The organism is Haloterrigena salina JCM 13891, from assembly GCF_000337495.1.
GTDB lineage: Archaea > Halobacteriota > Halobacteria > Halobacteriales > Natrialbaceae > Haloterrigena > Haloterrigena salina.
The window spans coordinates 22798-47346 of record NZ_AOIS01000022.1 but is presented as its reverse complement, the minus strand read 5'-3'; the positions used below and the strand labels follow the sequence as shown (position 1 = coordinate 47346).

At 53.3% G+C, this 24549-nt stretch carries 13 protein-coding genes and 1 tRNA gene; 4 read left to right on the top strand and 10 right to left on the bottom strand.

What is annotated here, in order from left to right; all coding sequences use genetic code 11:
* Nucleotides 1-82: 82 nt before the first annotated feature.
* Complete coding sequence (locus tag C477_RS05770; protein ID WP_008893513.1) at nt 83-370, bottom strand: DUF6360 family protein; 288 nt, start codon at nt 368-370, stop codon at nt 83-85.
* A gap of 788 nt (nt 371-1158) precedes the next feature.
* Between C477_RS05770 and C477_RS23995 the strand changes: the two genes are divergently transcribed.
* The 4 genes from C477_RS23995 to C477_RS05755 all read left to right on the top strand — a co-directional run bounded on the left by C477_RS23995 (nt 1159) and on the right by C477_RS05755 (nt 4003).
* On the top strand, nt 1159-1305 hold the full coding sequence (locus C477_RS23995) for a hypothetical protein (RefSeq protein WP_008893512.1): 147 nt from the start codon (nt 1159-1161) through the stop codon (nt 1303-1305).
* Nucleotides 1306-1357: 52 nt separating this feature from the next.
* Nucleotides 1358-2053, top strand: coding sequence for a DUF7119 family protein (locus C477_RS05765; protein ID WP_008893511.1), 696 nt, complete (start codon nt 1358-1360; stop codon nt 2051-2053).
* Nucleotides 2054-2149: 96 nt separating this feature from the next.
* Nucleotides 2150-2223: transfer RNA gene (locus tag C477_RS05760), tRNA-Lys, on the top strand.
* Between the two features lie 487 nt (nt 2224-2710).
* Nucleotides 2711-4003: a tyrosine-type recombinase/integrase gene (locus C477_RS05755; RefSeq protein WP_008893510.1), complete on the top strand. Its 1293-nt coding sequence runs from the start codon at nt 2711-2713 to the stop codon at nt 4001-4003.
* 225 nt (nt 4004-4228) lie between these two features.
* On the opposite strand, the gene C477_RS05750 is transcribed toward C477_RS05755, so the two are convergent.
* From C477_RS05750 to C477_RS05710, 9 genes are all read right to left on the bottom strand, one after another.
* Nucleotides 4229-9067, bottom strand: a complete 4839-nt coding sequence (locus C477_RS05750) for a sacsin N-terminal ATP-binding-like domain-containing protein (RefSeq protein ID WP_152423284.1) — start codon at nt 9065-9067, stop codon at nt 4229-4231.
* A gap of 406 nt (nt 9068-9473) precedes the next feature.
* Entirely contained in the window at nt 9474-9674 is a 201-nt protein-coding gene (locus C477_RS05745; RefSeq protein ID WP_008893508.1) for a hypothetical protein, read from the bottom strand.
* The gene (locus C477_RS05740) at nt 9667-10761 is read right to left on the bottom strand and encodes a site-specific integrase (protein WP_008893507.1); all 1095 of its coding nucleotides are present in this window, start codon (nt 10759-10761) and stop codon (nt 9667-9669) included. Before C477_RS05740 ends, C477_RS05745 begins: the two co-directional genes overlap by 8 nt.
* Before the next feature lie 252 nt (nt 10762-11013).
* Entirely contained in the window at nt 11014-12249 is a 1236-nt protein-coding gene (locus C477_RS23420; RefSeq protein ID WP_152423283.1) for a DUF5797 family protein, read from the bottom strand.
* Between the two features lie 72 nt (nt 12250-12321).
* A complete protein-coding gene (locus C477_RS22800; RefSeq protein ID WP_083870250.1) occupies nt 12322-15489 on the bottom strand; it encodes a PD-(D/E)XK nuclease family protein in 3168 nt (1055 codons plus the stop codon).
* Nucleotides 15490-15491: 2 nt separating this feature from the next.
* Nucleotides 15492-17624: a hypothetical protein gene (locus C477_RS05725; RefSeq protein ID WP_152423282.1), complete on the bottom strand. Its 2133-nt coding sequence runs from the start codon at nt 17622-17624 to the stop codon at nt 15492-15494.
* Entirely contained in the window at nt 17621-20410 is a 2790-nt protein-coding gene (locus C477_RS05720) for a DEAD/DEAH box helicase (protein ID WP_008893503.1), read from the bottom strand. Before C477_RS05720 ends, C477_RS05725 begins: the two co-directional genes overlap by 4 nt.
* Nucleotides 20403-23795, bottom strand: a complete 3393-nt coding sequence (locus C477_RS05715; RefSeq protein WP_008893502.1) for a coiled-coil domain-containing protein — start codon at nt 23793-23795, stop codon at nt 20403-20405. The genes C477_RS05720 and C477_RS05715 overlap by 8 nt, the downstream gene beginning before the upstream one ends.
* Nucleotides 23788-24486, bottom strand: coding sequence for a hypothetical protein (locus tag C477_RS05710; protein WP_152423281.1), 699 nt, complete (start codon nt 24484-24486; stop codon nt 23788-23790). Before C477_RS05710 ends, C477_RS05715 begins: the two co-directional genes overlap by 8 nt.
* Nucleotides 24487-24549: the final 63 nt, after the last annotated feature.

Sequence of the window (24549 nt, the reverse complement as noted above, 5' to 3'; positions counted from 1 at the left end):
GCCGGCGCCGTGAAAAAATCGCCAGCCTGCGACGGCAGGCGCCCGCGAGCGGCCGATTTTCTCGATTCGCGAGGGAGCCCTCTCACTCGTCGGCCTGCGCGTCGTCGACCCGGTCGGCGTGTTTCTCGAGGTCGGCCGCCAGCGCCCGCGCCTGATCGGGCGTCAACTCGAGGTCTTCCATGTGTTTGGGCAGATGTTCCTCGGCAAGGTTGTCCAACTCGAGTTTGAGGTGGACGCAGTCGGGATCCTCCGTGTCGGCGGTCGCGTTCACGACGGCGACCGATTCCCACTCGAACGCCGCCCCCTCCGCGACGGCCTCGACGTAGTCTAAGGTCGTGTCCGCGTTAACCGTCATCAGTCGATCTGACATACGAGAACGCTCACGACGAACCCACTTAGGGGCCGCGAGAGCGCGCTCGCGAACCGATCGGGAGGAACTCTTGTACAGCGACGACTGCCGACCGAAACGCGTCGACACCGATCACATCCGTCGATCGTGGACTCGAGACGGCAGACTGCGTTCCAACAGATCCGAACCACGCGTCGGACCGACAGATCCGATCGATATCGGCCCGCTCCCGATCAATCTCTGCTGCCCGTACACACTGCACAATAATCCCCGATTCGGTGCCTCGTCTACCGGATTATTTTGCCTCCGATGTGCGACTCGGCGGCCGGTAGCCGTCACTCCCTCCAGAGAGGGCGCTTCGCCTTCCCAGACGGCCTGCGACATCCACCGTCAGTCTTTCCAGACCGTCATCACCCGCGGATTCTCGATGCGGCGCAGCCGGTTTTCATCGGTCGACGCTCGGCAACCGGCGGGAAAACGAGTCTTCACGAGACCCACTCCACCGCCCGTACCACCACCCAACCGTCTCGATACCCGCCTTCAGCCCACTCTCGCTCGAGTCGTCGACAGTCGGATCGGACTCGTTCTCTCGAACTGGACGCTCGGCCGCTCTAACTGGTTTCTTTCTCGAGCGTTCGCTCTCACGGCGCCGATCCGTGACGCGCGTTTCGAACGAAATCACCCGCCAGCATCACGAATCGAAGCAGTAGGGCGTCGGAGATAGCGGCATAACTAACCTGTAAGACCGAGCACGGGTATCGCTTGCAGCCGAGGTGGTACTTATGCCCGCTGCGTTCGAAAAGGGATCCATGACTGACGCGGCCGAATGCAAACCGGAGACAATTGAACCCGAGCAGGACGACGAAGAGCGCGACGATGCCCACCTCGACGACATCGAGGAAGGGGCCGGCTGCACGGAAATCTGGGAGCATCTCGCCGAAAAACGCGACGAGTGAGAGATTCGCCACGGCAGCGGCTTTTTTAGCGTTCAAGTCCTTATCGGAAGCCATGACCGACAATCGGCCCGGTGACCGCTCACACCGCCGTCGTGCGGATGGTCGTTCGATCCCGACGGACCGCGAATCGCCCGTCGGTGCACCAGTTATCCGGGGCGACGAATCGGTCGCCGGCACGCGCGCCCGCGAGGCCGTCCAGTTCGATCCCGACGATCCCGAGAGCCTCGCCGACGCCGCCGAAACCGTCCGCGAGTTCGCCAGCGGCTCGACGAACGACGACCACCTCTATATGCTGCGCGGCGCCGCCGCCTGTGCCGCGCTCGTCCGCGGCGAAGGCTCCTACAAGGCCGCAGCCGAACGCGCCGGCGGCGACGCGACGGTCTCGTTTATCCGGAAGTGGGCTCGCGTCCACGACCTCCCGCGGTCGGTCCGCAAACAGGTCGCGCTCGGCCGCATCGCACCTACCGCCGCCAAACACATCGCTCGCGTCGGCGGCGAAGCGCGACTCCTTCTCGCCTGGGCGACCCTCGACGGCAACCTCACCGTCCGCGAGGTCCGAAGCGTCGCCAGCACCATCAACGACGGCACCCCGATCGAGCAGGCGCTGGCCGATCACGGCGTCACACTGGGCCAACTCGAACTCACGCTCTCACCGTCGACGTACCGGGATCTCCGCCGCCGCGCCTCTGTCGACGGCGTTCTCCCCGGTAAAATCGTCACCGAGGCACTCGAAGAGTACTTCGACTGAGCAAAGTTGCTCGAGTACGCCCAACACCCCGACCCGGTCATCGGGTAGGCAGAGAAAGAAACGTTTAACCATCACTCCCCGAAAGTAGCATCCACAGGGCCGGTAGCTCAGTTTGGCAGAGCGTCTGGCTTTTAACCAGACGGTCGCGTGTTCAAATCGCGCCCGGCCCGCTTTTGCGACGACCAATTTCGTGAGGAGCAAAGCGGCCAGAGTGATTTTAATCGCAGGGAGAGCCCAGTCTCGCGAACGACGTGATCCAGGAAGCGATCGACCGTGTGTTCAGATTTCGACGGATGAGGAATCTGTAGCAGACCGCGGTTATGCGAGTGGCGCGACCAGGATATCTCGACAGAGTTCATCACTGGCTCGTCCTTCTTTTTCGATAGCCGACTCCTCAAGAGCAACGCCGTGATCGAGAAGATCGTGATCAACCGACTGGTGGATCACTGTTGTCGAGCCACCAGCTGATCACGGACTCCTCACGTGGTACGCACAAAATCATCACAGTATGAAACTGGGATCCGGATCTACTTTGCGAACCAGTGTCTAGAGATAACCTTAGAGCGATCGCTCTTCGAGCCGATCACGACAGAAAGCCAAGGGCCGGCTATGTGGCTAAGGGTTAAAGCCCAAGAATATAAAATTGATAAATAGAGCATGTCCACCCGGTCGCGAATCGAGAACCTGAGAACCCGCATCAAGACGCGGTCGAATCTCTCCGACGACGAGCCAGAAGACGAAGATGCACCGACAATAGCAGATGAGGACGCAGACAAACTTCTCAAGTTCTCCAAACAATTAGACCTGCTCAATTCTGAGTACACTGATTACCGTCACGAAAAGCTGCTACGACACTGTACAATCATGGCTGAACAAGTCGGCGGGCTCGCCGCTGCTTTAGAAAGCCGTGAAGATGCTGAGCGTGTCGTAGCGTGGATCAACACTGAAAGGAATACAGAAGATTACAGCGAAGAGACCAACCAGGACTACCGAATTGCGCTTCGTATCTTCGGTAAGAGAACTCTGAGACTTGACGAGGTCCCCGACACACTGGCGTGGGTTCCGACCGGAACCAGCAACAGCTACGATCCGGTTCCCAGCAGAGCGGACATGCTGGAGTGGGAAGAGGCGGTGAAGATGTCTGAGGAGGGCGCACTAAACTCACGCGATGCAGCACTGTTTCCTGTCGCCCACGAACTCGGGCCAAGAGGAGAAGAAATGCACGAGGTTAAGATGCGACAAATTCAGGACGCCGATCACGGGCTACAAATCTACCTCGATGGCAAGCAAGGTGAGCACTCCGTGACGCTGATCAACAGCGTTCCATACCTCCAACAATGGCTCTCTGACCATCCTGCCCCAGATGACCCCTCGGCGTATCTCTGGTGTAAAATCGACGACCCGCATGACAACGCATCTTATCATTCGTTCCTTGGCAGGTTCAAAGACTGCGGGAGACGAGCTGAAATCGACAAGCCGGTAACGCCGACAAACTTCCGAAAGTCGAACACCTACTGGCTCGCCAAGCAGGGCGCGAAAGAGTCAATCATCAATCAGCGCCAGGGTCGGAAACAGACTTCAGACCATGCGCGGCGCTATCTGGCCAAGTTCGGCCCTGAAAACGAGAACAACATGTATGCCGAACTTCAGGGTCTTGAGGTCGAAACAGAGAAGACCGAAGACAGGACCCCCCTCACTTGCCCGCGCTGTGGAAAAGAGACACCTCGCGACGAGTCGTTCTGCGTCTGGTGCCATCAAGCGATGGAGCCAGAAGCAGTCGACGAGTTGGAGGCAGAAGAAAAGGAACATCGGCGTAAGCTCCTGAAAGTCGCAAAAGAGAACCCTGAACTACTGGATACGTTAGAAGAACTGGAACCGTTGATCAGTTCGCTGGGCGGGGATGCAGACGTGATCAGCGCCGCAAAGGAGTTCACTGAAGCGACTGAGTAGTAGAACTACCAGCAATTGTTCTTGCAATAGGGGCGTTTTATGTGGCGTTGTTGAAACCCTGGGTCGGAGACAGGTTTCAGAGGTAGTGCTGAATACAGGGCGCGAATCGGTCAGTTATGTCTCTTAACCTGAGGCAGTCGAATTGATACGTATAGCGTGGCTCATTGGCAGTGACAGTGCGATCCGAAAGCTGACCATGTCGGTTACGACAAGTGGCCTGTCGGCTCAGTTGCCCCACTCGATAGCGTGCTGCCAGATATCACTCGTCTCGGAGTCGAAATCCCGGAGATCGAACTGAACCTGTAGGGTCCTCTGTTCCGTCGTCTTCCGGTCAAGTGTCCGGAAGGGGTGTGGAACCTCGAGCAGTTCAGCCTCACCACTCTTTCCCTTTCGGACGTTTCGGACGACGTAAAGATAGTAGTGATCTCGCAGAGAACCGCTCGCAGCCTTCCACTGATTCCACGATATACCCGGTTTGTATGTCTTCCGGGCTGTCGTCTTTAGCTCGATACACCGGTTGATTTCGTACTGCCCATTGTCACACTTGAGCGTCAGCACGTCGAATCCCGGCCACGGTGCTTCGAGAGGGTTGGGCCTCGAATCCTCAAGTTTTTCGCCGAAGTTCTCGATTGCCTCCCGCAGCGGCTCTGTATCCCTCGAGGGTCCGGACTCCGTTTCCTTGTCCAGCAGATCCTCATACTTTTCGGCCACGCTGACGTCCCATATGCACTTTTCGGGGTCACCCTCGATTCTCTTCGCTTCCCACCGTTGGACGGTTTCCATTCCGAACGAGTCGATTTTTTCTCTATAATCTCCCGTCGGTACCCGTGGCGGGCGATCGCTACCACCAGAGCCACCAGAGCCCCGGTGGCTCTGGCTCCCACCGAAGTCGATGGCAGCTACGCTTCCATCACCGATTCGTCGTATCGAGGCCGGATCAGGGACCCTGTCGGCCCGTACTGTCTTTTGCCTCGGCTCGGACGTATCGGATGTCTCCGTGATCGGCCTTTCGTCGGTCTTCTCCTTGTCTTCCGCTTCTGATATTCCGGTCTTGGGTTCGGAGGCACCATCCGACTCATCTGGCGCCTCGCCAATCGGTACATCCTGTAATTCAGGGACGGACGCACTGCTGCCAACTGCGGCAAGATCGTCGATGATCGCCACCGTGGGTTCGTGTTTCTGGAAAGCTGTATCCACGATCCTGATCACCCCCTCGTAATGCGAGGAAACGTCGAGATACTCCGTATACGCCTTCGCAAGGGCCTTCTTGAATTCGTCCTCTCTCGAACAACGATCGATCAGTATCCTGTTGTCGTTTGTATCACGCTCGATGTAGTAGTTTCTGGAAGTGATCGCCGACGCGTCTGAGACAGTCCCGCTTGGTGTCAATACGAGATCCTCGACGAAGGTCAGTTTCTGGTAGAACAGTTGTGTACGACGCAGATCCTCCGACTCTGGGTCTCGATCAATCCGTAACCGAAGGAGGAACCCTGCGAGGACCGTCTCTATCCATTCCGGCGTCAGTTCGAACCCATCTACATCCACTGACAGTTCCTCGTGAACTACTCCAGTTTCGGGGTCCATCTGGTTACCGTCGCGAACGTCGGTAGCACCGATGCACTCACCAAAGCGGATCGATAAATGTTCCTTAAAGAGATTAAGCATCGGAACGCCGAGTTTCTCGTACAGTTCCCGCTCCCGATGAGATCGGGCATAGTAAGGCCCCGACTCGGGATCGAGGGTATAGGAACCGGGCCCTTGGTGACACAGGACCCTGAGGTCGTGTTCTGAGAGGTCCCACGCTGGCTCCTCGTCGCGATTGCCCATGTGGCGTGCGACACGACCGTAGATGCCTTCGATCGCTCCCTCCACTCCACGTCCGTGCTTCTCGTACGCCTCGGCTACTTGCCGGAGTACGTAGACCGCATCCGACGGTGTGAATGACTCTTCCAGGTTGAAACCGATTTCTAAGGCAGGTGCGACCGTTCGAACATCGGTATCCCGGTAGTTGACGATTGGTAGCAAGGTCGTCTCCCCTATCGTGAATCGACTTTCGTCATTCTTCTCCAGGTGCCACGCACGACGTGGTTCCACCTTCCCATGTGTTGTCGGTAACCAAGCTGCACGCTGTAGCTGCCATAGCCACAGGTTTGAGCCGATCTCTCGCAACTCCCCCTTCTTGAAGTATCTGTTCGTCGATCGTCCACGCCAGTTGTCGTTCGTGAACTCTGCGAGCTGTGGACGTCGAAACCGGTCGAATCCTCCATCCCACCAGTCGGCGAGGTGATCGAGAAAGAGGTGTTGTACACGATTCGGAACCTCGTCGGAGGTGAGAACGTCTCTGATCTCTTCACCGTACTCGAGGGGGTTGATTTGATGGATGTACTGATCCGACTCGGGGACGTCCAACGCCTTCTGCAGATGATCGCGGTAGTCCTGCCACTCGTCCTCTGATAGCTTGCTGTACCGTGGGGGGGTGTCCTCATCGATAGCCGACCCGCCAGGCCGACTGAGAGAACCGGTGCTCTTGTACTGATGTTGCGCGTTAGGCGGGAAGAAAGGAAGCGGACGAAGATGCTCGGCGACGCCGAGCCAGCGGAAGAAGTCGTACCAGGAGCGCATGGGCTCTTCGTCGCCCTCTAGATCGAACCAGGCTGGCTCTACCAGAAGCGCTGGATTGAACCCTCCAATGTGATCTGATAACTTGTGAAGCAGTAACTCTGCATGAACCCGCTTGTCGTCGTACAGCTCGGTTGGCCACGCTGCACTGAAGTACACCTCGTGAGCTGGTCGCCACTGGATCTCTTCTTCGTTTGATATCGGTCGTGCAGGAACTCGTAGCCTTGCGAGCGCTTGGTACGGCCTCCGGCTCGACTCGTAGAGTAACGGTTCGTCTGGGCTTCGGCCATTCTCCCCAGATCCTACAGCGGCCAGCTCTCGTATGGACTCAAGAGTATCTCTCTCCTGTAGTTGTGATGGATCTGCATCGGGTGATCCCGGACCTGGGAGGTGGGGGCTGATTGCACTACCGAAGACACTGTCGAACTCGTACCTTCGAACCTCCCAGGTAGCTTCGAGCTGTGGTTTCAATTCCGGAACGTGTTCATCTCGTAGAGACTGTCCTAAGTCGGGGTTTGTCCCATGATACAGCTCCCGCGGTAGGAACTGAATCCCAGGTAGTGCGTCGCTGTGAACGTCTTCTCTAGGCGGAAGGAACGGCGGCTCCTCGTCTGTCGGGATTCGATTGCCCACCTCGTATCTGTCACCGTCGCGTTCGATTGCACTTGGGAACACGGCAGCCGATCGGCATGCTTCGTCGAGTTCCTCTCGATCTTCGTCGGCCTCGAGTGTCTTCCGAATTTTGGTCAGTACCCTCAGCACGGGGTCAACCAACAGAGTGCCTCGTTCCATCTGCCCGTTCTCCTTCTTGGTCGTTGTCCTATACTCGTTTAGATCGGGCTCACCGGAACTCTCTGCAATAGTATGTGGGATCTCTCGAACATCAATTTTATCTGCTCTGAGGTGGTTGAGCGCTCGAATCGTCGTGTGATCGAGGAGCGATCGTGCCGGAATCCAACGCTGGCTCTCGTCGATGGACACGCTTGGCTGGCCGATTGCATCCGCGTATTGTTGCCCCAGATTCGCAAACTGGTCGGACGTGTGTGGCAGAACGATATCCTCGATCGGTCGAAGGTCGGATCCTTCGAGGATCGGGACGAACGGTCGATCAGAGAGCTTCTCTCTGACATTCTCGAGGAGGCAGTGCTCCACCGAACCCACCGGGTACGACGGGTCTAGCTGGCCACCGAATGTCGGATCCATGGCAGCGACGAATTCTCGAGGCTCGGTCGCCGACTCGTTCACGAAGCTGACGACCGACTCCGCAATCAGCTCGGCCACCTCTTCGAAGAGAAGAGCGTTGAACTGTCGTTGGTAGCCGACCTCGGGCTCGTAATCAAGGGGTAGGTTCCGTCTGGAGGAGTCTGTCTGGAAGGTCCCCGAGACGAGTGCGGGCATTGGATTGCGTTCGTGCGTCGGTAGGAACACGTGGAGATACGGTGGTTCTTCTTTGTCCTCGGAGGAGACGGGCGCGAGTGCCCAGTCGGTTGGCCCATCTGGGTCTTCGGCTCTCGGCACTGCCCGAAACCCGACCGTGACTGAGAGCTCCCCCATTGCTTCGACTTCCTTCTCTTCGAGACTCGCTCGCTCAACGATCTCGTCGCGGTTGATCTCGTTACCCTCGAACAGTAGAAATCGATGCTGCTCTCGCAGCGTCTCTTCTTCCAGATGGCGACACTCGGTAATCTCGACGAGGCCGGGATCGTCCGGATTGCCGAATCCAGTACGCTCTATGTGCCACACTTGATTCCACTCCTCACATACGATTTCGACGTGTTCTAACTCGGGGAGGAGACCAATCGTGTTCTCATCGAGTGATCGCAGTCGCTCCTCTATGAGGACCCGGTGGTGGTCTGGATCTCTGAGAGGGAGCTTAAAGACCGTATCATACCGGTTCGAGAGGAGTGTCTCGACTTCTGGCGGTGTCGTGTCAATCTGAGTCGGGATGCTCAGAATTGGGATGTCGTCCAGCTCAAGACCGTTCTCTAAGGCACTCTCGATCTCAACTTCTGAGAGCAAGAGATCGCGAGTCTCCTCCCGGTCGAATTTCGCTGAGACTCCCTCGGAGGAGAACACGGATGGTTGGTCTGTTACACCGAGAACCGAGGTAAAGCCACGGCCCTTGTGACCGATGGTTCTCTCACCCGCTTTCGTCGTCTCGGCGATCATCGTCAGCGCGTACAGGTCCTTGTAGTCGAATGCACGTCCGTTGTTGGCGACGTAGAGAGTCTCCTCTGAAAGTTCGATATGAATCGCAGGCTCGTCAGAATCCGCCATTTCGTCAGCTGCATTCTGTAGGAGTTCGAATATGAATCGGCCATCGTACCCCGCCCGATCCTGCCGTTCGTTGTTCGCATCCACGACGATACGATTCGGATGGCCACAGTACCCCTGGAGTTGCCGCTTCTGGATCTCGCCGATAGAACGGGGCGGGTCCTGTTGCATAAGTGGCAGTGTGAGTGAAAACACAAGTATCTTCCACTGCTACTTCGATGACGGCTTGATGGCATAGTCAGCGGTGGGCCAGTTCGTCACGTCTACAGGCGGTGCAGGCCGAGAGCCTCATAGTTTAATCCCGAGACCGTCCACGAAGTACCTGATTCGCGCCCTGCATGCTGCACACCGCGGAGAAAATCTATCGGAGCAGGGAGAATCGATGGCAATCACTTCGCAGACCTACTTACCGGCTGTTTCATTCCGGATGAGGCAAAAGGAATGCGTTCGCTTGCTGACTATATCCTCTGAATGTAGCACTCTATTTGTATCATCCACTGGTATTTTCACCGAACCTGTAATCCCAGCTACTGATGGATCCAACCGTGGCCAGCAGAACGCTACCCAGAAAACACGACTACTGGTCGAGACAATCGCGAAGCTGATCGAGGCGGTCAATGTCTTTCTCGACGACTGCTTCAGGGGGCTCATCGCCGTACTTAACGAGGGCAGCCAAGCAGAGCGCTCGAACGAACTCGTCGTTGCTGTGTTTGATGACTCGAACGAGGGACTCCTTGTTTTTGCGGACGTATACATCAGGATCGGTAGAATCAGTCATCCTCCTCACCACCACTATAGAACGCCGCAGCAGTTTGGAGTGCTGCGAGTATAGGAGAGTCGTCCTGAACATTTCCGAAGAATTTCCGTGCGTCCCGAGGGGTGGGTGTGTCCCCTCGAAGAGAAACTCCCGCACGCCGCGCAGCAGCCTTGAACCACCGACGGACTGTCTCAGTTGTTACGTGGGTACGTCCCGCCTCGTGGCTTTCAAAAACGTACGAATGCTCGTTCAGTCGTCGTTTGATTGCTTCGACATTTTTCTCGATAGGGACCAGGGAGTTTGCCCGTCCTTCGATGTAGAATCCAACCTCATCTAAACCCTCGTCCAGATCAGTGAACTGGACCCGGTCCGTCCGCAGAGTTGCACAGTCACTAGTAGAGAGACCACACCCAGCTGTGAGCAATACAACAAGCTGTTCATCAAGTGACGCAGTGCTGTGGTAAATTCCCGCAACTTGACTCACATCGAGGTTCCCCGGGTCGGAAACATCGTGGTCAGTCCACTCAACTTCGGAGAGTAGGGTGGCAAAAGGATTGTTGTCGTCATAGAAGAGGTCATAGAACGCTTTCAGCCTCAGTGCATACTTCTGTTTGGACTCCCGGCTGCCAAGCTCTCGATCCAAATCGGACAAAATCGGTTCCCAATGGTCTCGAAGTGAAGAAGGCCCCTCATCGGCGATGCTGACAATGTCTACATGGCCGTGTTCCTCTTGATAGAGCCGGAGAAGTGTAGAAAGCTCGTACTGGTACGTCTCGATTGTTGTCTGGGACAGGCCTGACTGAGCAAGTGACTCTAGGTACTGATTCAATGCATCATGCGTGGCCTGATGATCACCCTGCCATTCGAATGTGGAACCACTGGGCGAAGAGAGACCGACATGGTCGGCAAAGAAACCGGCCAACGTCATATTGTGGGAGTTCTGCTGGCCGCTGAAGGGGTACCGAAAACCACGGTACCCGTGTTCAACGAGCCACTGATAGGAGGGATACTCAGTGGTTGGATCGTAGCCGTCGTCGCGGAACTCGGGTGCAATCTCTTCCCAGTACACCTCCTCGAGTTCCTCAAGCGATTTATTTGCCCATTTCATTCTTCACCCGACGATAGTGGTATGCTGGTAAAAGGGGTAATGTCATATGTTGGTTTCTTGCTTGAGGTGGAGACCTAGAGCGAGATCAACTGTTCTCAAGGTCTTAGCAAGCAAGAATTATCAACAGTAACTGTCTTCACATCTTCGGGTGGTGCGTCGTTGGTAACCACACCGGGGTGTTGGTCATCGACGTGAAATTGCTATAGAACTAACCGGAAAACAAGATCAAACAGAGTAGTAAAACTCCTACAATCACCTGCTCCAGTTAACGCCGCCGCTATCGTTTTGCTGGGAATCCGAGACTGCGAGGGTGATTCTTCCTTTACCTGGGATTCTGGGGGGCTCTTTACTGAGAGTGATTTTGCCATCCTGTTCAAGTCCACTTACGTAACGACGGGCTGATTCGGTGGCACAAGCAAACTTGTCGGTGTTCCGGGTTACATACTGACTGAGCTCAGACTGAAGGTGATCCCATACCTCTCGCCCATCCGAAAATCCCCAGCGGTCGGATAACTGTCCGTTTGATGTGGGTTGTTGCTCTACAATGTCGATCACCCGTCGGTCAAACGTATCTATACTTCTGTCTTGAATCGTGATTTCGAACGGTCGCCAATCCGTCGATCCGCCTGGCCAGAGATTTCCGTACAGGCATCGATAGAGAATCTGTCCCCCCTGTGTAACTAACTCTCGTAGCTGGCTGTCGTTCTCAATTGACGCATATTCGCTAACATCCATCAGAAACAGACTGAATGATTGAAATGCACCCAGTGAAGGATTACGTCGGCAACGAGATTTGTGGAAGCTAATGCTCTTTTTAACGCTCTGGACTGTATGCTGTTTCCTGCGGTAACTGTCCTCAGTGCTCTGGAACCGCTCTACAACCCGTTCTGTGTCCGACAAATCGCTAATAACCGGCAGAGGTCCGAGGGTTGATTTTGCGAATCCGACTTGATCATCAAGATCCATCGTCAGCTCGTCTTCTGGGATTCCCCAGTAATCGGTTGCTTGATCTACGTATTCATCCCAAGAAGTAGAACTGCGCTTCGTTGTGATTTCAGGACGGGAAATCGGACATCGATCGTTAGCGTCTAACAGGTATCCACTTAGGGTTGGGTCAACACACCGTGCCGAAAATGGTATGGCTTCTACAGTGTAGACATATTCTGCACCTTCGGTATCCACGACCCTCAGAACACCGAAGTGGTCCGTAAGAAGATCCATTGGCTCATACTTCATCCAATTGAACAGGTCATCCAGCTCCTCCTTGTCGATGGGGAAGTCTGGAGCGAGTTCATTTGCAGTGTATCGGGCACCCTTGAGGCGATCGACAACGAGATCGGTGACCGGTTCTTCAAAAACGTGAATTCCGCCACGTCTGTTTGAAGGTACTGTTTCTGCAATTTTGCCGTCGATTACGACGTGGCCTGCGTCCACAAGCTCTTGCCTTTCCACCTCGGGTTTGTCATAGAATTCGTCTGTTGGAATCATAGCTTTCGCGTGTATCGGTTGGTTGTTCCCTTATCCAGTCGGTGCATTATTGGTATGCGTGCCGGTAAGCGCTTAGATAGATTCAATCAATCGACTGATGAGTGAGTTCCGTTCCAAAGTTTCCCGATCGCCAACTAATGTGACGTCTTGTGCGCAGTTGAAGCAGGTGTAGAGTTGCTCAATCTCACTCACGGGCGGAGTGACCACTCGTTCTTCACCTGTAACGGCGAGACTGACTACAGCCGAGTCTACATGAGTTCCGGGTAGCTGATCGGGGAGACGGACCGCTATGTCCTCCCCTGTTTCTTCCAATTCTTCCCGAATTGCATTTGCATGGGCGACAAAGGGAGTAACAACCAAATCTGGAGAGACGTTTGTGCAAACTTCAGCTACCTTTTCGGCTTCGGCTTTATTTTTCGTCAGGCGCTGATGGAGATATGGTGTCGCATGTACGGGGATACTGACCTTCAGACGATGATGATCACTATCAATAGGATTACTGGTACGGACTTTGAATCTGATGTCCTGGATTGTGTACGTCTCGCCGAACGTCAGTGCGCTCGCGTCAAGGGTTCTAAGCTGTTGTAGAGACTGAGAGATATGGACCGCATCAACTTGTTCAACTGGTTCTAGCCGGATGAAGCGGGTTTCGTCTTCTTCAGTGGACGTTGGTACTTGATACTCTAACGAGGTTTCGCCGATGGCCGTCGCTATCGCACCATCCGTATCTCTAAATTCGAAACTTCCGTCAATGGTCTCTGCGTCAAGTTCCAGTCCCGAAAATGCAGATTGCATTGCAGGAGTGAGTTCTGCTTTCACCCGAATGCTCTGACTGTCGCCGCTCTCAACGTTCGCAAACCGCCGGTATAGACGGTTGAAATACGCCTCGTCGAGACGGGCCTCTCTAGCCTCCCCGCTGACTATCTCAGGACCAGACCGTCGAGTGTCACCAATTGCTGCTACTCGATCGCCAAGAACCTGGAGGAAATGGAACTGGGGTTCTGCGAGGCTTTCCGCACCCGCAATTACGACTGTGTCGAAGAATTTGTCAGTATGGGACCGAACTGACTCATCTCCATCGCGCATAGCGTGGAATATCTGCTCACTAAGCGCATAGCGTGCCGACGAAATGACGACAGATGCGTCACGAAGCGCCTCATAAATTTCGTGCCCATCAGATGTTCCAGTAAGACCCATCGTTGCCCCACCAGCGAATCCGTCCATTCTAGTTGCCCCCTCGACTGAAGAAAGTCGCTCTTCAACTGAGTCGGTCATCTCAGGCCGCGTACAGAGAACTAATGTACGTTGTTCATCATCAGGTATCTCTTCGTCACTAGTCGGGGTTGGATACTGCTGCGTGGCGAGTTTTGTAATAATGTCTGTAACGAGCGTAGTCCGGTCACGACGGACTGGAACATCCAGATAGAGTTCCTTTGCGTCAGCGTACTCGGAAAGATGATTTAGGTTCGAAGGGTCAAGACTGTCCTCGTTATCGCCCGCCTTTCCTGTCGTCTCAAGAAGGGGAGACACCTCCCCTCGCTGAGCGTAGTCCAGTTGTGACAACAGCTCACGCGGTAGAGAATCAGCAGCTACGGTACGGACGGCTTCATACGTCTCTGTGGGATCAAGAAACGCTGAATTGGGTGTTGATTTCAGTTGGAAGATGTACTTGTTCTCAATCTGGCCATAGTATATGGCTTCTTGATAGTATTCCGTGCCGGTCTGCTTGAGACGTACGCCCGAACCTGGAGTAAAAGACGGAACTATCCCCGTATCTGACGTGAAGACCATCCTCCGTTGGCCCTCTAAGGCTTTAAGCTCGAGATCAGGGATTCGTAACCCTGCTTCCGACAGGGTCTCTGGAGCTAATTGCTCAAGTTCGTAGCCTAATCGCTTCCGGTGGTCTCGCTCAGTATTCAATCCTTGACGAAGACCCGTGTAATGATCGGTGACAGCGGGGTTTCGGAATTCAAGTCGTTGGTCACACTCGTCGAAAAGTGGACACTGGGATATGATGTTCCCTTCATCGTCTGATTCAAAACACGGCCACCGGCGCTCAGACTGACAGTAGTATTGACAAGGTGATGGCAGAATCTCATTTTCCTCCTGGTCGGTTGTCGGCGACTTGAACGTACAGCCAGCACAATCCCGGCCGTAAGTCGTCGGCACACCGAATCCATCGCGAAGAACAGATGCCTCGTTCCGGAGAGAGAGAATGTCTTCTACATCGCCGCGCCGCAATTCGACTTCTTCCAACACGACGCCCGATTCGTTCGCTAGGTTCGGATAAACGAGATAGCCGCTAACTCCCTCGTCAATCCGCTCATGGAGACGCTCTCCTGTTTCAAGAGTTTCGAGGAGGAACGCTAGGAGATAGACCCGGAGCTGGAATCGATGCTGATTCCGTGTTTTATCGGTCAGCTTGTAGTTAGTCTTGAGATCATAAGGGATTCCATCGATGATTAGATCAACGCGGCCATTAAAGCCGACAGAGGCAGAGAGGCCGACTTCTGCACTAACATCTGTTGCTGAAGCGATTCGATTTGCAAATTCGTCGTCCGTCAGAAGACTAGTAGCAGCATTCAACGCATTCTCCTGAATTCGGTTGGGGCTCACCCATGCCAACCGACACAAAGCCATCTCAATAGAATATTCCGACTCAATTAACTCTTCAAGAGACGCCTCAACTTGTGCTTCCGACCAACCACCTTTGAATTGAGCTTGGTTCCCTTCTTCGATGGCGCGTTCTACTAATGTGTGAACTATTCTCCCTTTGATTGCTCCGGGAGAAAGATCGTATCGACCAGGCGAATACACGTTCTTCTCGTAAAGAAGGTCGTAAATACGGGGGCACTCGCTAGCGGAGCGCATCTCACTTTTGCCGATTGCGGTATCCGGGTCTCGAATTATGATTCCAGTGACGTTGAAATACCACTTGTCGTTGTGTGTGTTAGGGATACCCCTGACGACGACCGACTCGTCTTGCTGTAACGGTACCTCGTCGATTATTTCGCGAAGATACGACGCGGTTCGCCCGAACGAGTCCGTCCAAGCAGGATCCTCATGCCAGATCGAGAGGAAGGCATCACCTTCGAACTGACCAGACACCCGAACCGGATAAAGTGCCTTGTCTCCGCCTTGTTGCCCTCTTCTTGGTTCACCAACGACTGTACATCGGATAGTGACTTCCCGGCCATAGTACGTCTCGTTGTCAACGATGTCCTGAATCGGATAGATCATTTTCACTTACCTCCATCAAGTGACGCTAGTGAGCGTGCGAGGAGACGGCGGTCGAGCATCTGTTCCTGATACCGATATTGGTGTGTGCAGGAATCACGTTTTAGACAGTCCGGACATGCATGAATACACTGCTTAGTCACCTCTTCTATTCGTTCAGCCAGTTCACTGAGATCACGGCGCTGAGAACGCCTATTCGCAAATCTACGGTACGTCTCTCTGACCCGAGTGTCGAAGAACGTTCGGTCCTCCAGAGCAAATACCAAGTCTACCGGCCGTGGTGTGCGGTTTAGTTGTTCCTTCACTGTCGTATATGTCTCAGCAACAACACTATAGAAGCGGGCCATTTCCCGTGTCTCAGCTATTCGGTTAAGACGCCGGTGAAGTAGCGGTTTGACGTCGTCGTACCGAGCGTACGAGAAGTCGGCTCCAAGGCTCTGAAACGCATCATTGAACTCGGATACATCGCGCCCAGATGCAATTTCGCTCGTTTGAGCGAGGTCAAACACGTACTCTCCAGAGTATTCCTCCAGCAAGGAGACCAACGTCTCTTCTGTAGCACCGATATGGCAGCTTGCCTGTTTAGCAAGCCCGCTTAGCAGTTCAGTATCGGAGAGCTCACGTAAGTCATCGAAGACTTCACGGCTTACACCGGCACCGCCTTGAATTGAGTCATAGATACCGATCTCAACGGTTTCGCCGTTTGTCTCTACGAAGTTCACGTCGTACCAAGCTTCGAAGTCACCACCACCGGCACTGTATTCTGCCGCCCACGAAGCAAGTCCATGTTTGAGTGAGTGGACGAAGACATGCTCAGCAAATTGTCTCACTGAATCGCCATCAGTGCACTCCTCAATAATGGCTTTCAACGAATCTCCATATTCATCCAGAAGCGTCTCATAAGTCGAAATTTTCCCGTCATCGTAATCAAGCAGCCCTAACCGCCTGTCTCTAGACGGTAGGAGGCTTGGAAGACGTGCTGCAATGTCGTTAACACTGGCTTCAAATAGCGAGTCTGGCCCGTCAGATCCCATCGAAAAGAGATAGTCGACCGCAATTAGGGCACGATAGAACGGGGTAACGCTAAATGCGTGCTCGAGGGCCTCCTCTTGGAAGAACAGTCGGTCCCATAATCGGCGATATAAGAGCGAAAATTGGAGGTCTCGGAAAAGCGGCGTTTCTTTCTGGAAGACTTTGTCAAGTAACTCGGTGACCATCGACCGGTCTATATCAAACATCAGAACCTGGCTCTCCTCACGGCTACCAACGAATGCCGTGGCATCATCTTCCTCATGACGATAGCGAATTACTTCAGAGAAGGTCCTCTCTTCGCCGTATAGAGTCAACAGGGTGGCATAGTACGCTTTAAGGAATGTCGCGTCGCTGTTGAACTCTCCCTGCTCAATGAGGCCACCGGTCATCGTCGACAAATCCAGTGACTCCGGACTGTCGCCTCGTCCAAGGGGATGTTTGAACCAGAGGAACTGCGAGGTCGGATCACTTTTCAACTTCGTGAGTTCCTCCTCTGAGACATCCTCTGGTTTCTGATTCCTTACAACCCCGTTCGCAGAATCCCAATAGTAGTGCGTATGCTCTCCGTTCTCACCTACGCTCGGATTCCAGACGATGAACTGTTGTGGAATGTAGACGCTTACCTCGTCTACAGGGTGCTCAAATGGGGTGTACCGCTCTTCATCACTCTGTGGTAGGATCTCGGATAGTTGACTGGATGTTCGAATGCGCAGCCCGTCGTTAATATCTGCAAATCCTCTTCTCGATGAAGGCCCGAAATCTCCAGTCCATAGGTCGAATTCCCATCGGCGTTTGTAGCCACCGGGCAGAAAGCTCCCCAACATAAGATCGAGAGGCTCATTCGCCAAAAAGCCGCCATTCGCGTTGACAACACTGATGTTACCACCAACTTGCTCAGAGATGAATGTACCCGGAACGCTAAATGGCCTTGTTGCCTCTGGATCAAGCTCAAAAAGGTCTGGTATATGGCAATATGGACGGAAACGATTGCGCTGGACCTTATCAAGCAGGTCAGATTGGTATTGAATCAGGCCATTAAGTCGTGCCAGCAATCGCTCTTCTTGCGTCAGGTCATCTGCTTCCGAGAGAGGAGTTTGATCGCTCATTTGTTGGAAGTATTCTCCAAGTCGAGGTTCCCCGCCGCAATCTCCTGGAAAAGCCGTCGCTTGAACTTCAGGTCATCAAGACTCTCCTCAAGATCGGCCTGACGAGTTCCTCTAGGGAAGCGTGCTGCCTCCCAGAATTCTTGGATGTCTCCTCCACCTACACTTGCAGGTGTCAAAGGGGCCTGTGTTAGATTAATGTAATCTCCAATTTCATCGATCACGGCAGTAATCTGCTCCTCAGGCACCATCGGGAACGCCTTGCGGAGCCAGTTGGCGATCTCATCTTGCTCATGTGTGAATTTTTCGTCTAACTCCTCGATGTCTAATCTTCGGTATATCTCGTCTGCGGTCTCGTTGTCAGTGACATTCAAGTAATCGAAGATGGCAGAGACGAGATGCTCTGTTCGAACGAACCTATTCTCTTCATCCAGATTGATTTCGAGGTACCGCTCATCTGGGTCGGAAAGGAGGTTTTCATGGTGGAAGTAGAATGCGTCTTCAGGACGTGAACCGAGAACGACTACTGAAATCGGTTGGTCATCAGGATCACGGCCTCCCCTCCCTTTCCGTTGTACGAATCCAGGGATGTTCATCGGTGCTCGGTACTGGAAGGTTCCAATTATGCCGGGATGATCGAACCCAACTTCCAGTGCGCTAGTAGTGACCATAAGATCCCAATTGTCGTCTTCAATGCGGGTCCCGTCCGGAGTCTCGGTTCGGCCACTCTTGTGTAGGTAGACATCCATCGGCTCAAGGTCCAGCTCATCAGTCATCGTCCACCAGCACTCACCGGCCTCATAGACTGGACACGGATTCAGATTCTTGTTCGGAGGGAGTGGTTCACAGACAGCCCGTTCATGGGATGCTGCATTCGATCTGAACTGGTGCTTGGGGCAGTCTGGATTAGTCCCTGGTTCATCTTCGTCTCGCAGGAAAGCATCAGGAGTACGGAGAGTGAATAACTCCTGACCCTCGACACCTCGTCCAGACTCTGCGTCTTGGATATAATCGCCTAGTCGTTTGACAGAATCAATAGAGTCAACGAACCCCAGAATTTTGTTCTTCAGTTGCCCCTCATCAGACTCCTGTTTGAGGATCGTATGGTACATCGTGAAGGCGACCTGAATCATGGACGAGAGATTCGTTACGTTCGTCTCTTCGAAATCCTCTGGTCCCCATTCACGCCGAGGTTTGTACTTTGCTTCTCCCTGTGGAACCTGGACCTCACGGGGGTCTGTAGCTTTTATAAATACGAGATATTCCCACCCAATTTCTTCAATCTCACTCTCTTTTCTAAATTCCTTACTCGTCTCCTTCCATGGGATGTCTTCGTTCTTCCCCCGGGGAGTGATCTCTCTAGCACTGGGAGCCCCAAAGATTGCCTCTGTGAACTGTTCAGCGTTTGAGATAGTTGCACTGGAGGCAACCAAGTTGGGTTGCTGGTCTGGATCGACTTCCCGCATTGCTGCTTGGAACCGCCGCATTACGTTTGCAACGTGCATTCCGTACTGATTCGTATAGACGTGAACCTCGTCGAGGACAACGAACTTTGGCGGTGACGCGTGTTTCCAGAACTGATCGTAGCCCCGGTGATCCATCAATCGTCGATGAAGCGTATCGGGGGTAACTACGATGATGTCGGCTGTGGCCCCCTTATCTGATCGGGCAAAGTCAGCCTTATGCGCGGGATCCTTATCACAGACCATGTCATCCGTCGGCATTCCTCCATCACAGCCGTCGACGGGGCAGCTGATCTCAGATTGGCTTGCACTACCGTGTTGGAGGGCAACCGTTATCGGGAGCGAATCATAGGGCAGTTCGTCGTCCGCAGCGATGATCTGTTCAATCTCGTAGAGATACTCGACGATGCGCTCAAACTGGTTATCACACAGGTCTTTTCGTGGGTATGCAAGAACAGCATCAACACCACCTACCCGAATGTTGTCATGGTTCGCCGTCAGACTGTAGGCGAGTATCGGGAACAAGAAGGCCTCTGTCTTACCACCGCCGGTACTCGCGGTGATAACGTGGGCTCGTTCTTCGTCTCGTTCGGTAACCGCCCGGCGATAGAGTTCATCGAGGGATCTGCCCTGGAATGCAGCTAACCCGGTCATACCCCGGCGCTTACAGAGTCTGTATATCAGAGTGAGCGCGTCGTTCGTGGCGTCTCGCCAGTCTGCCCGTCCCACGGACCCAAACTCAGAAGCAGGTTCGCCAGTGCTCGAGCGCTGTAAAATCTCTCTAATTTTGTCACCCAGGTCAATTCCTTGGTCACCCCATTTAGGCTTCTCACGGGATTGAATGTCCATCTTGACCATCTTCGTGAGACTGGGAGCATGCTCGTATCCACTTTGGTCAGCGAACCGCTGGCGAAGCAGCGCGAAGTACCTAGTGACTTCTGCTACACGACTCCGGACGCGTTGTTTATCGTAGACGTAGAGTAGAACATCCCTTTCGACAAGTTTGTCGATGACATGCTGAAAGAGTAGTTGGCTGGCCGTCTTAGTAGATAGCTGAGCAGGGAATGCGTAGGTAATGTCGATGTTTTCGCCAGTATCCGGTTCATCTTCACCGAGTACGAATGTTCGGTGGAACCGATCGAATAGGTCTGACAGTGCTACCGTAGCATCGTAGTTACCGGCGTTGATCTGCTGCTTACAGGCATTGTCGACCCATCTAAGAACGTGTTGTTGGAGGCCATCATGATCTTCCCCGTCGACTAGAACCTCCCACATCTCCTTGACAGCATCGAGGTGCTCATGCTGTCTCATCTCTGCATTACTCATTAGCCATCACGACCGTTATGTCCTCAATGTCGCTCGTAGAGTCCGAGTAGACATCTTTGAGTTGACTAAACGCTTCTGCCTCATCGAAGTCTGTCTCAGTGACGATCTTCCTGAAACTTCCATTGTACTCACGCAAGGCAGCGACAAACTGCTCACGTCGGGTCGGCCCTTTTGCTCGTTCACGAAGGTCGTCAATGAGTGTCGGCGCCGTGGCGAAGTCGCCCTTCTTTACGGTTTTCCGTGCTTCTTCGAGCAGTTCTTTTCCTTCCTCGTCGGAGATTTCCGGATCAAGATCATCGAGTTGTTTTAGATACTGTTGTTGCTGCTGCTCAATCCCTTGCGCCTGCTCTTTGAGAGATTTGAGGTCTGGTCCAATCTCTTCGAGCGTGCTGAGGGCAACCTTGAATTCGCCACTATTGAACTGATCTCGATAATCGTCAAATCGAGATTCAATTGTCTCAAGTTCCGCTTCCAGTTCCGTGTGCGAAGAGTTCTCTGCTGCAATAGCGTCGATGTGATCCTCCGCGCTGTCTGCTACATCACGCAGTTGCTTGAATTTCTCAGTACATTTTGACTTGACGCCCAGAAGCTGTTCAACTTCATCGTCTATCGTATCTACCCGGTCATCGATGTTCCCGGTTCGTTTCGCAAGCCGCTCATACTGCTCGTTATCTACGAGCGACTCAAGTTCCGTATCCAGTTCTCCCAACTCCTCATCGTAGTCATCAAGCTGAGACCCGAATGAACCCTCTACATCGGATTTCGAAATCTTCCGTTGAAGATCGTCAATATCGTCTCGAACTGAAACTGCGTCACCGACAATCTTCTCTTTGCGGTCAGAGACAGCATCTTCTAGGTCTTCCTCCAGTTCCACAATATCGTCGATGAGGCTACGAACCTCGTTCAGGTCGTTGTGTGTCGGGTTGAAAACTTCATCAAACTGTTCGAGTTGGGTGGAGTAGTCCTCAATCCGATTCTTGTAGCTATTGATGCTCTTGGCGTCAAGCGAAACCGCTTCGTCGTAGAGCTCCTGCGCCGCATCCAGCCTAGATTGGGCTCGGGATCTAGCTTCATTATACTGGTCCTCAACACTAACTATGTCGTACGCGTCGTGAATCTCTCCCTCCCGTTCTACTGTGGTGGGCTCCACGTAGTTCTGTCTCTGGAGATGGTCCAAATACCACTGAATCATCGCATTCTCATCACCACGTGAACAACCCAGAGCGAACTCGGTGGTTAACTGATCCTGGATCTCATCCACGGTGAGGGCCCCGCGCTCGTTAAGACGCCGGTAAATCTCATACCACGGCGGCTTGTCGTTCTCGATGTCCGGATAGACCCAGCGATTTCCTGATTTCGCTACGAGATTTTGGTCTCGAAGCCCACCCATTATGTCCCCATTCAGGTTATAGCTTTGAATGTCGAGCTCGTCCTTTAGGTCACCAATTGTGAACTCTCGTGCATCATTCTTTTCAAGATGCTCGATGACATCACGATGAACCTTGTCGGGATACGGAAGGATCGTCTCTGTGAAGGTTTCTTGCAAGCCACCGATTATGCCAATTTCAGAGATCAGCGTGTGGCCATCGACCATCCCCTCTGCTTGAATCTCAGAATCGCCAAGAGCCAACAGCCTACCATAAATGAAGTTGTCACGTTGTTCAGTAGAGAGATTGACCTCTATAATACGGTCGGTGACAAACTGTCGTTCTTCGCTATCTAGCCCGTTAACGTACTTATTTGCCTCCGCAGATTGCTGCTGGTTTTGTTTTACCAACGCACCGAATGTAGCCCCACGAGATTGGTAGGCCTCGACGTAGAGTTTGAGTAATTCTACGGGTATTTCCTGGCCGTTATACACACCAACGGCGACAGTTTGTTCTCGCTTCCCCGGTCCTCGGTCAACGTCGATTAAGTGAAGAGCGTATTCGTATCGACCGGCAGCGATGGTGACGGGATCCTTATGCAGACTCCCTTTGCCCATCGATTGAACAGCCAGCGCTAGCCCACGTGAAAGGTCTCTTTGGTATTTGTCAGGGGCATTCGTCGCTTGGAGATCCAACTTCTGTGTCTCCGTCCCTTCGTCACCTTTTCCGCGGAAGAGGAAGTCCTTGGCCTCTTCACTCAAAACATAGTAGTATCGACCGTGCCGGTCGCGTTTTTCAAGGACACGAATTTCGCCAGCATCCTCTCCTTCAACAGTAATCGGACTCATGAGAGCGCCAGGAACGCCATCCGAGAAGGAATTCTCTGGAATCGCATCTCCTTCTCCAATGAGGCGCCCCTCCAAGCGCTCGAAGTCATCTCGTGCGTCAGGGTGTGCATCCTCAAGGGCCTTCTTGAGTGAGGTAAGTGCTTCTCCACTCAGGAGGTCCTCGTCACGCACAAGAGAGGTGAAATCTCTAAGAGCGTAAACGATAGCATCGCCATCAATCCGGTCCGCATCCACTTTCGCTGCGTAGTTGAGGGCCTCAGAGTATATCTGAAGGATCGATCGTGGATGGCCTCCCGTAACCTCAGTTACAACATCGACAGTGTCTTCCACAATTGGTGAAATTTCACCACGGTTAGAAGTTCGGTGGGCATCCATCCGGTCGATTAGCATCTCTTTGACGTCTGATTCAGTAAGATCGCCAAGATAAATATCGTCTCCCTGGAACCTTTGAACCAACGCATTACCAAGCGAGTCATCGTCATCCTCGTATTGGGTAATCGCCATCCGTGCACCTTGAGAAAACCCTAGAAGAATGTGCAGACCCGAGGTGTTCAGTTCGTTAACCAAATGAAGGAACGAGCGAATAAACCGCTGTACTTTCTGCTCGTCATTTTCTGCCTCAATGTCTTCTGCTTCGTCGATGAAGAGGTAGACTGAGCGGTATCCTAATTCTTCTCTGGCATGTGTGACGATTTTCCGAAGGTTTGTGGCAACGTTGTCTTGCAGACGTTCATATTGATAGGCTTCGTCAACACTACTGTCCGGTTCGACATCAGGAAGTGACTCCACGTAGTCCTGAAGACCAGGTTCGTCTTCTAGTATCTCCTCAACGATTTTCTCATACAGCCGACGAATACTCAGACCTAAGTTGCCGACGTATACTGCTAGTGATTCATACGTTTCCCCATCGACTTCAACGCCTTCTCTTACCTCGTCCCGCAGTTCGATGAGATGGTGGGACTTACCTGTCCCATATTCTCCGAAAATCAGCCGACGTTTCATGAGGTCGGGCTCACGAATGCCCGATTGGACGAATTCACGCAGGCGGTACTCCTGATCATCTCTTCCGACCAAACTATACTGTGCCGCAATCTCCTCATCCGCGATAGTCGTCGAGAATGGGTCTCGTTCCAACCCTAGTTCGTTGAATTTGCTTGCTGGTTCACTCATGGATTTTGGCTCCTTCAAGGACGTCTTCGTTGAGGATCAACTGTTTGTAGCTACCTTCAGAAACGATACCGGCAGTATGCAGTCTCGTAATGTAGTTATCGAACGTGCTTCGAGGGATACCGTACAAAGTTTCTAATCTCTCGAAGAGTTCAGGTTCTCGAACGCTGCCCCCGTCACCAATCAAATCCGAATATTCTTCGTAGATAACGTGTGCGAACAGGCGAACAGGCCACCTCCCCTGGATGTAGCCATTGTCTGTGGGTTCAATAACGTCGGCATCTTCCAGTAGATCGAGACCCATGTCAATTGTGAATTGATTCATCTTGTCACCAATGAACGCATCGCCATCAAATTCCCGCATCACTTCGTAGTCCTTGACTGGGCCTTTCCGGTAGATGAATTTCGAGAGGACGAGCAGCATAGGGTGTTGGTACATGATATTTGCGAGTATTCGGTCTGCTTGCGCTCGCTGATCTTCTGCACCAACGACTTCTTCACCTGAATAAGTCAACACGACCCCTTTGTCGTTGAATCCCTCTTCAGATGTTAGTTGGTAGCCCTCTTCGCTATTTTTTATGAGGTTTGCATCCCGAAGTTGTTCGATTATATCGTCTGCTCCTTCGGTAGCGGTTTCATCAGCACCGATCGTTTTCCGCTGTCTAAGTGCTTCTGTAAGCTCCTCCTTGGACATCGGACCAGATTCTGCGATCAGTTGAATGCCGGCCCGTAGTTGGAAGAGGCGCGCATACTGGAG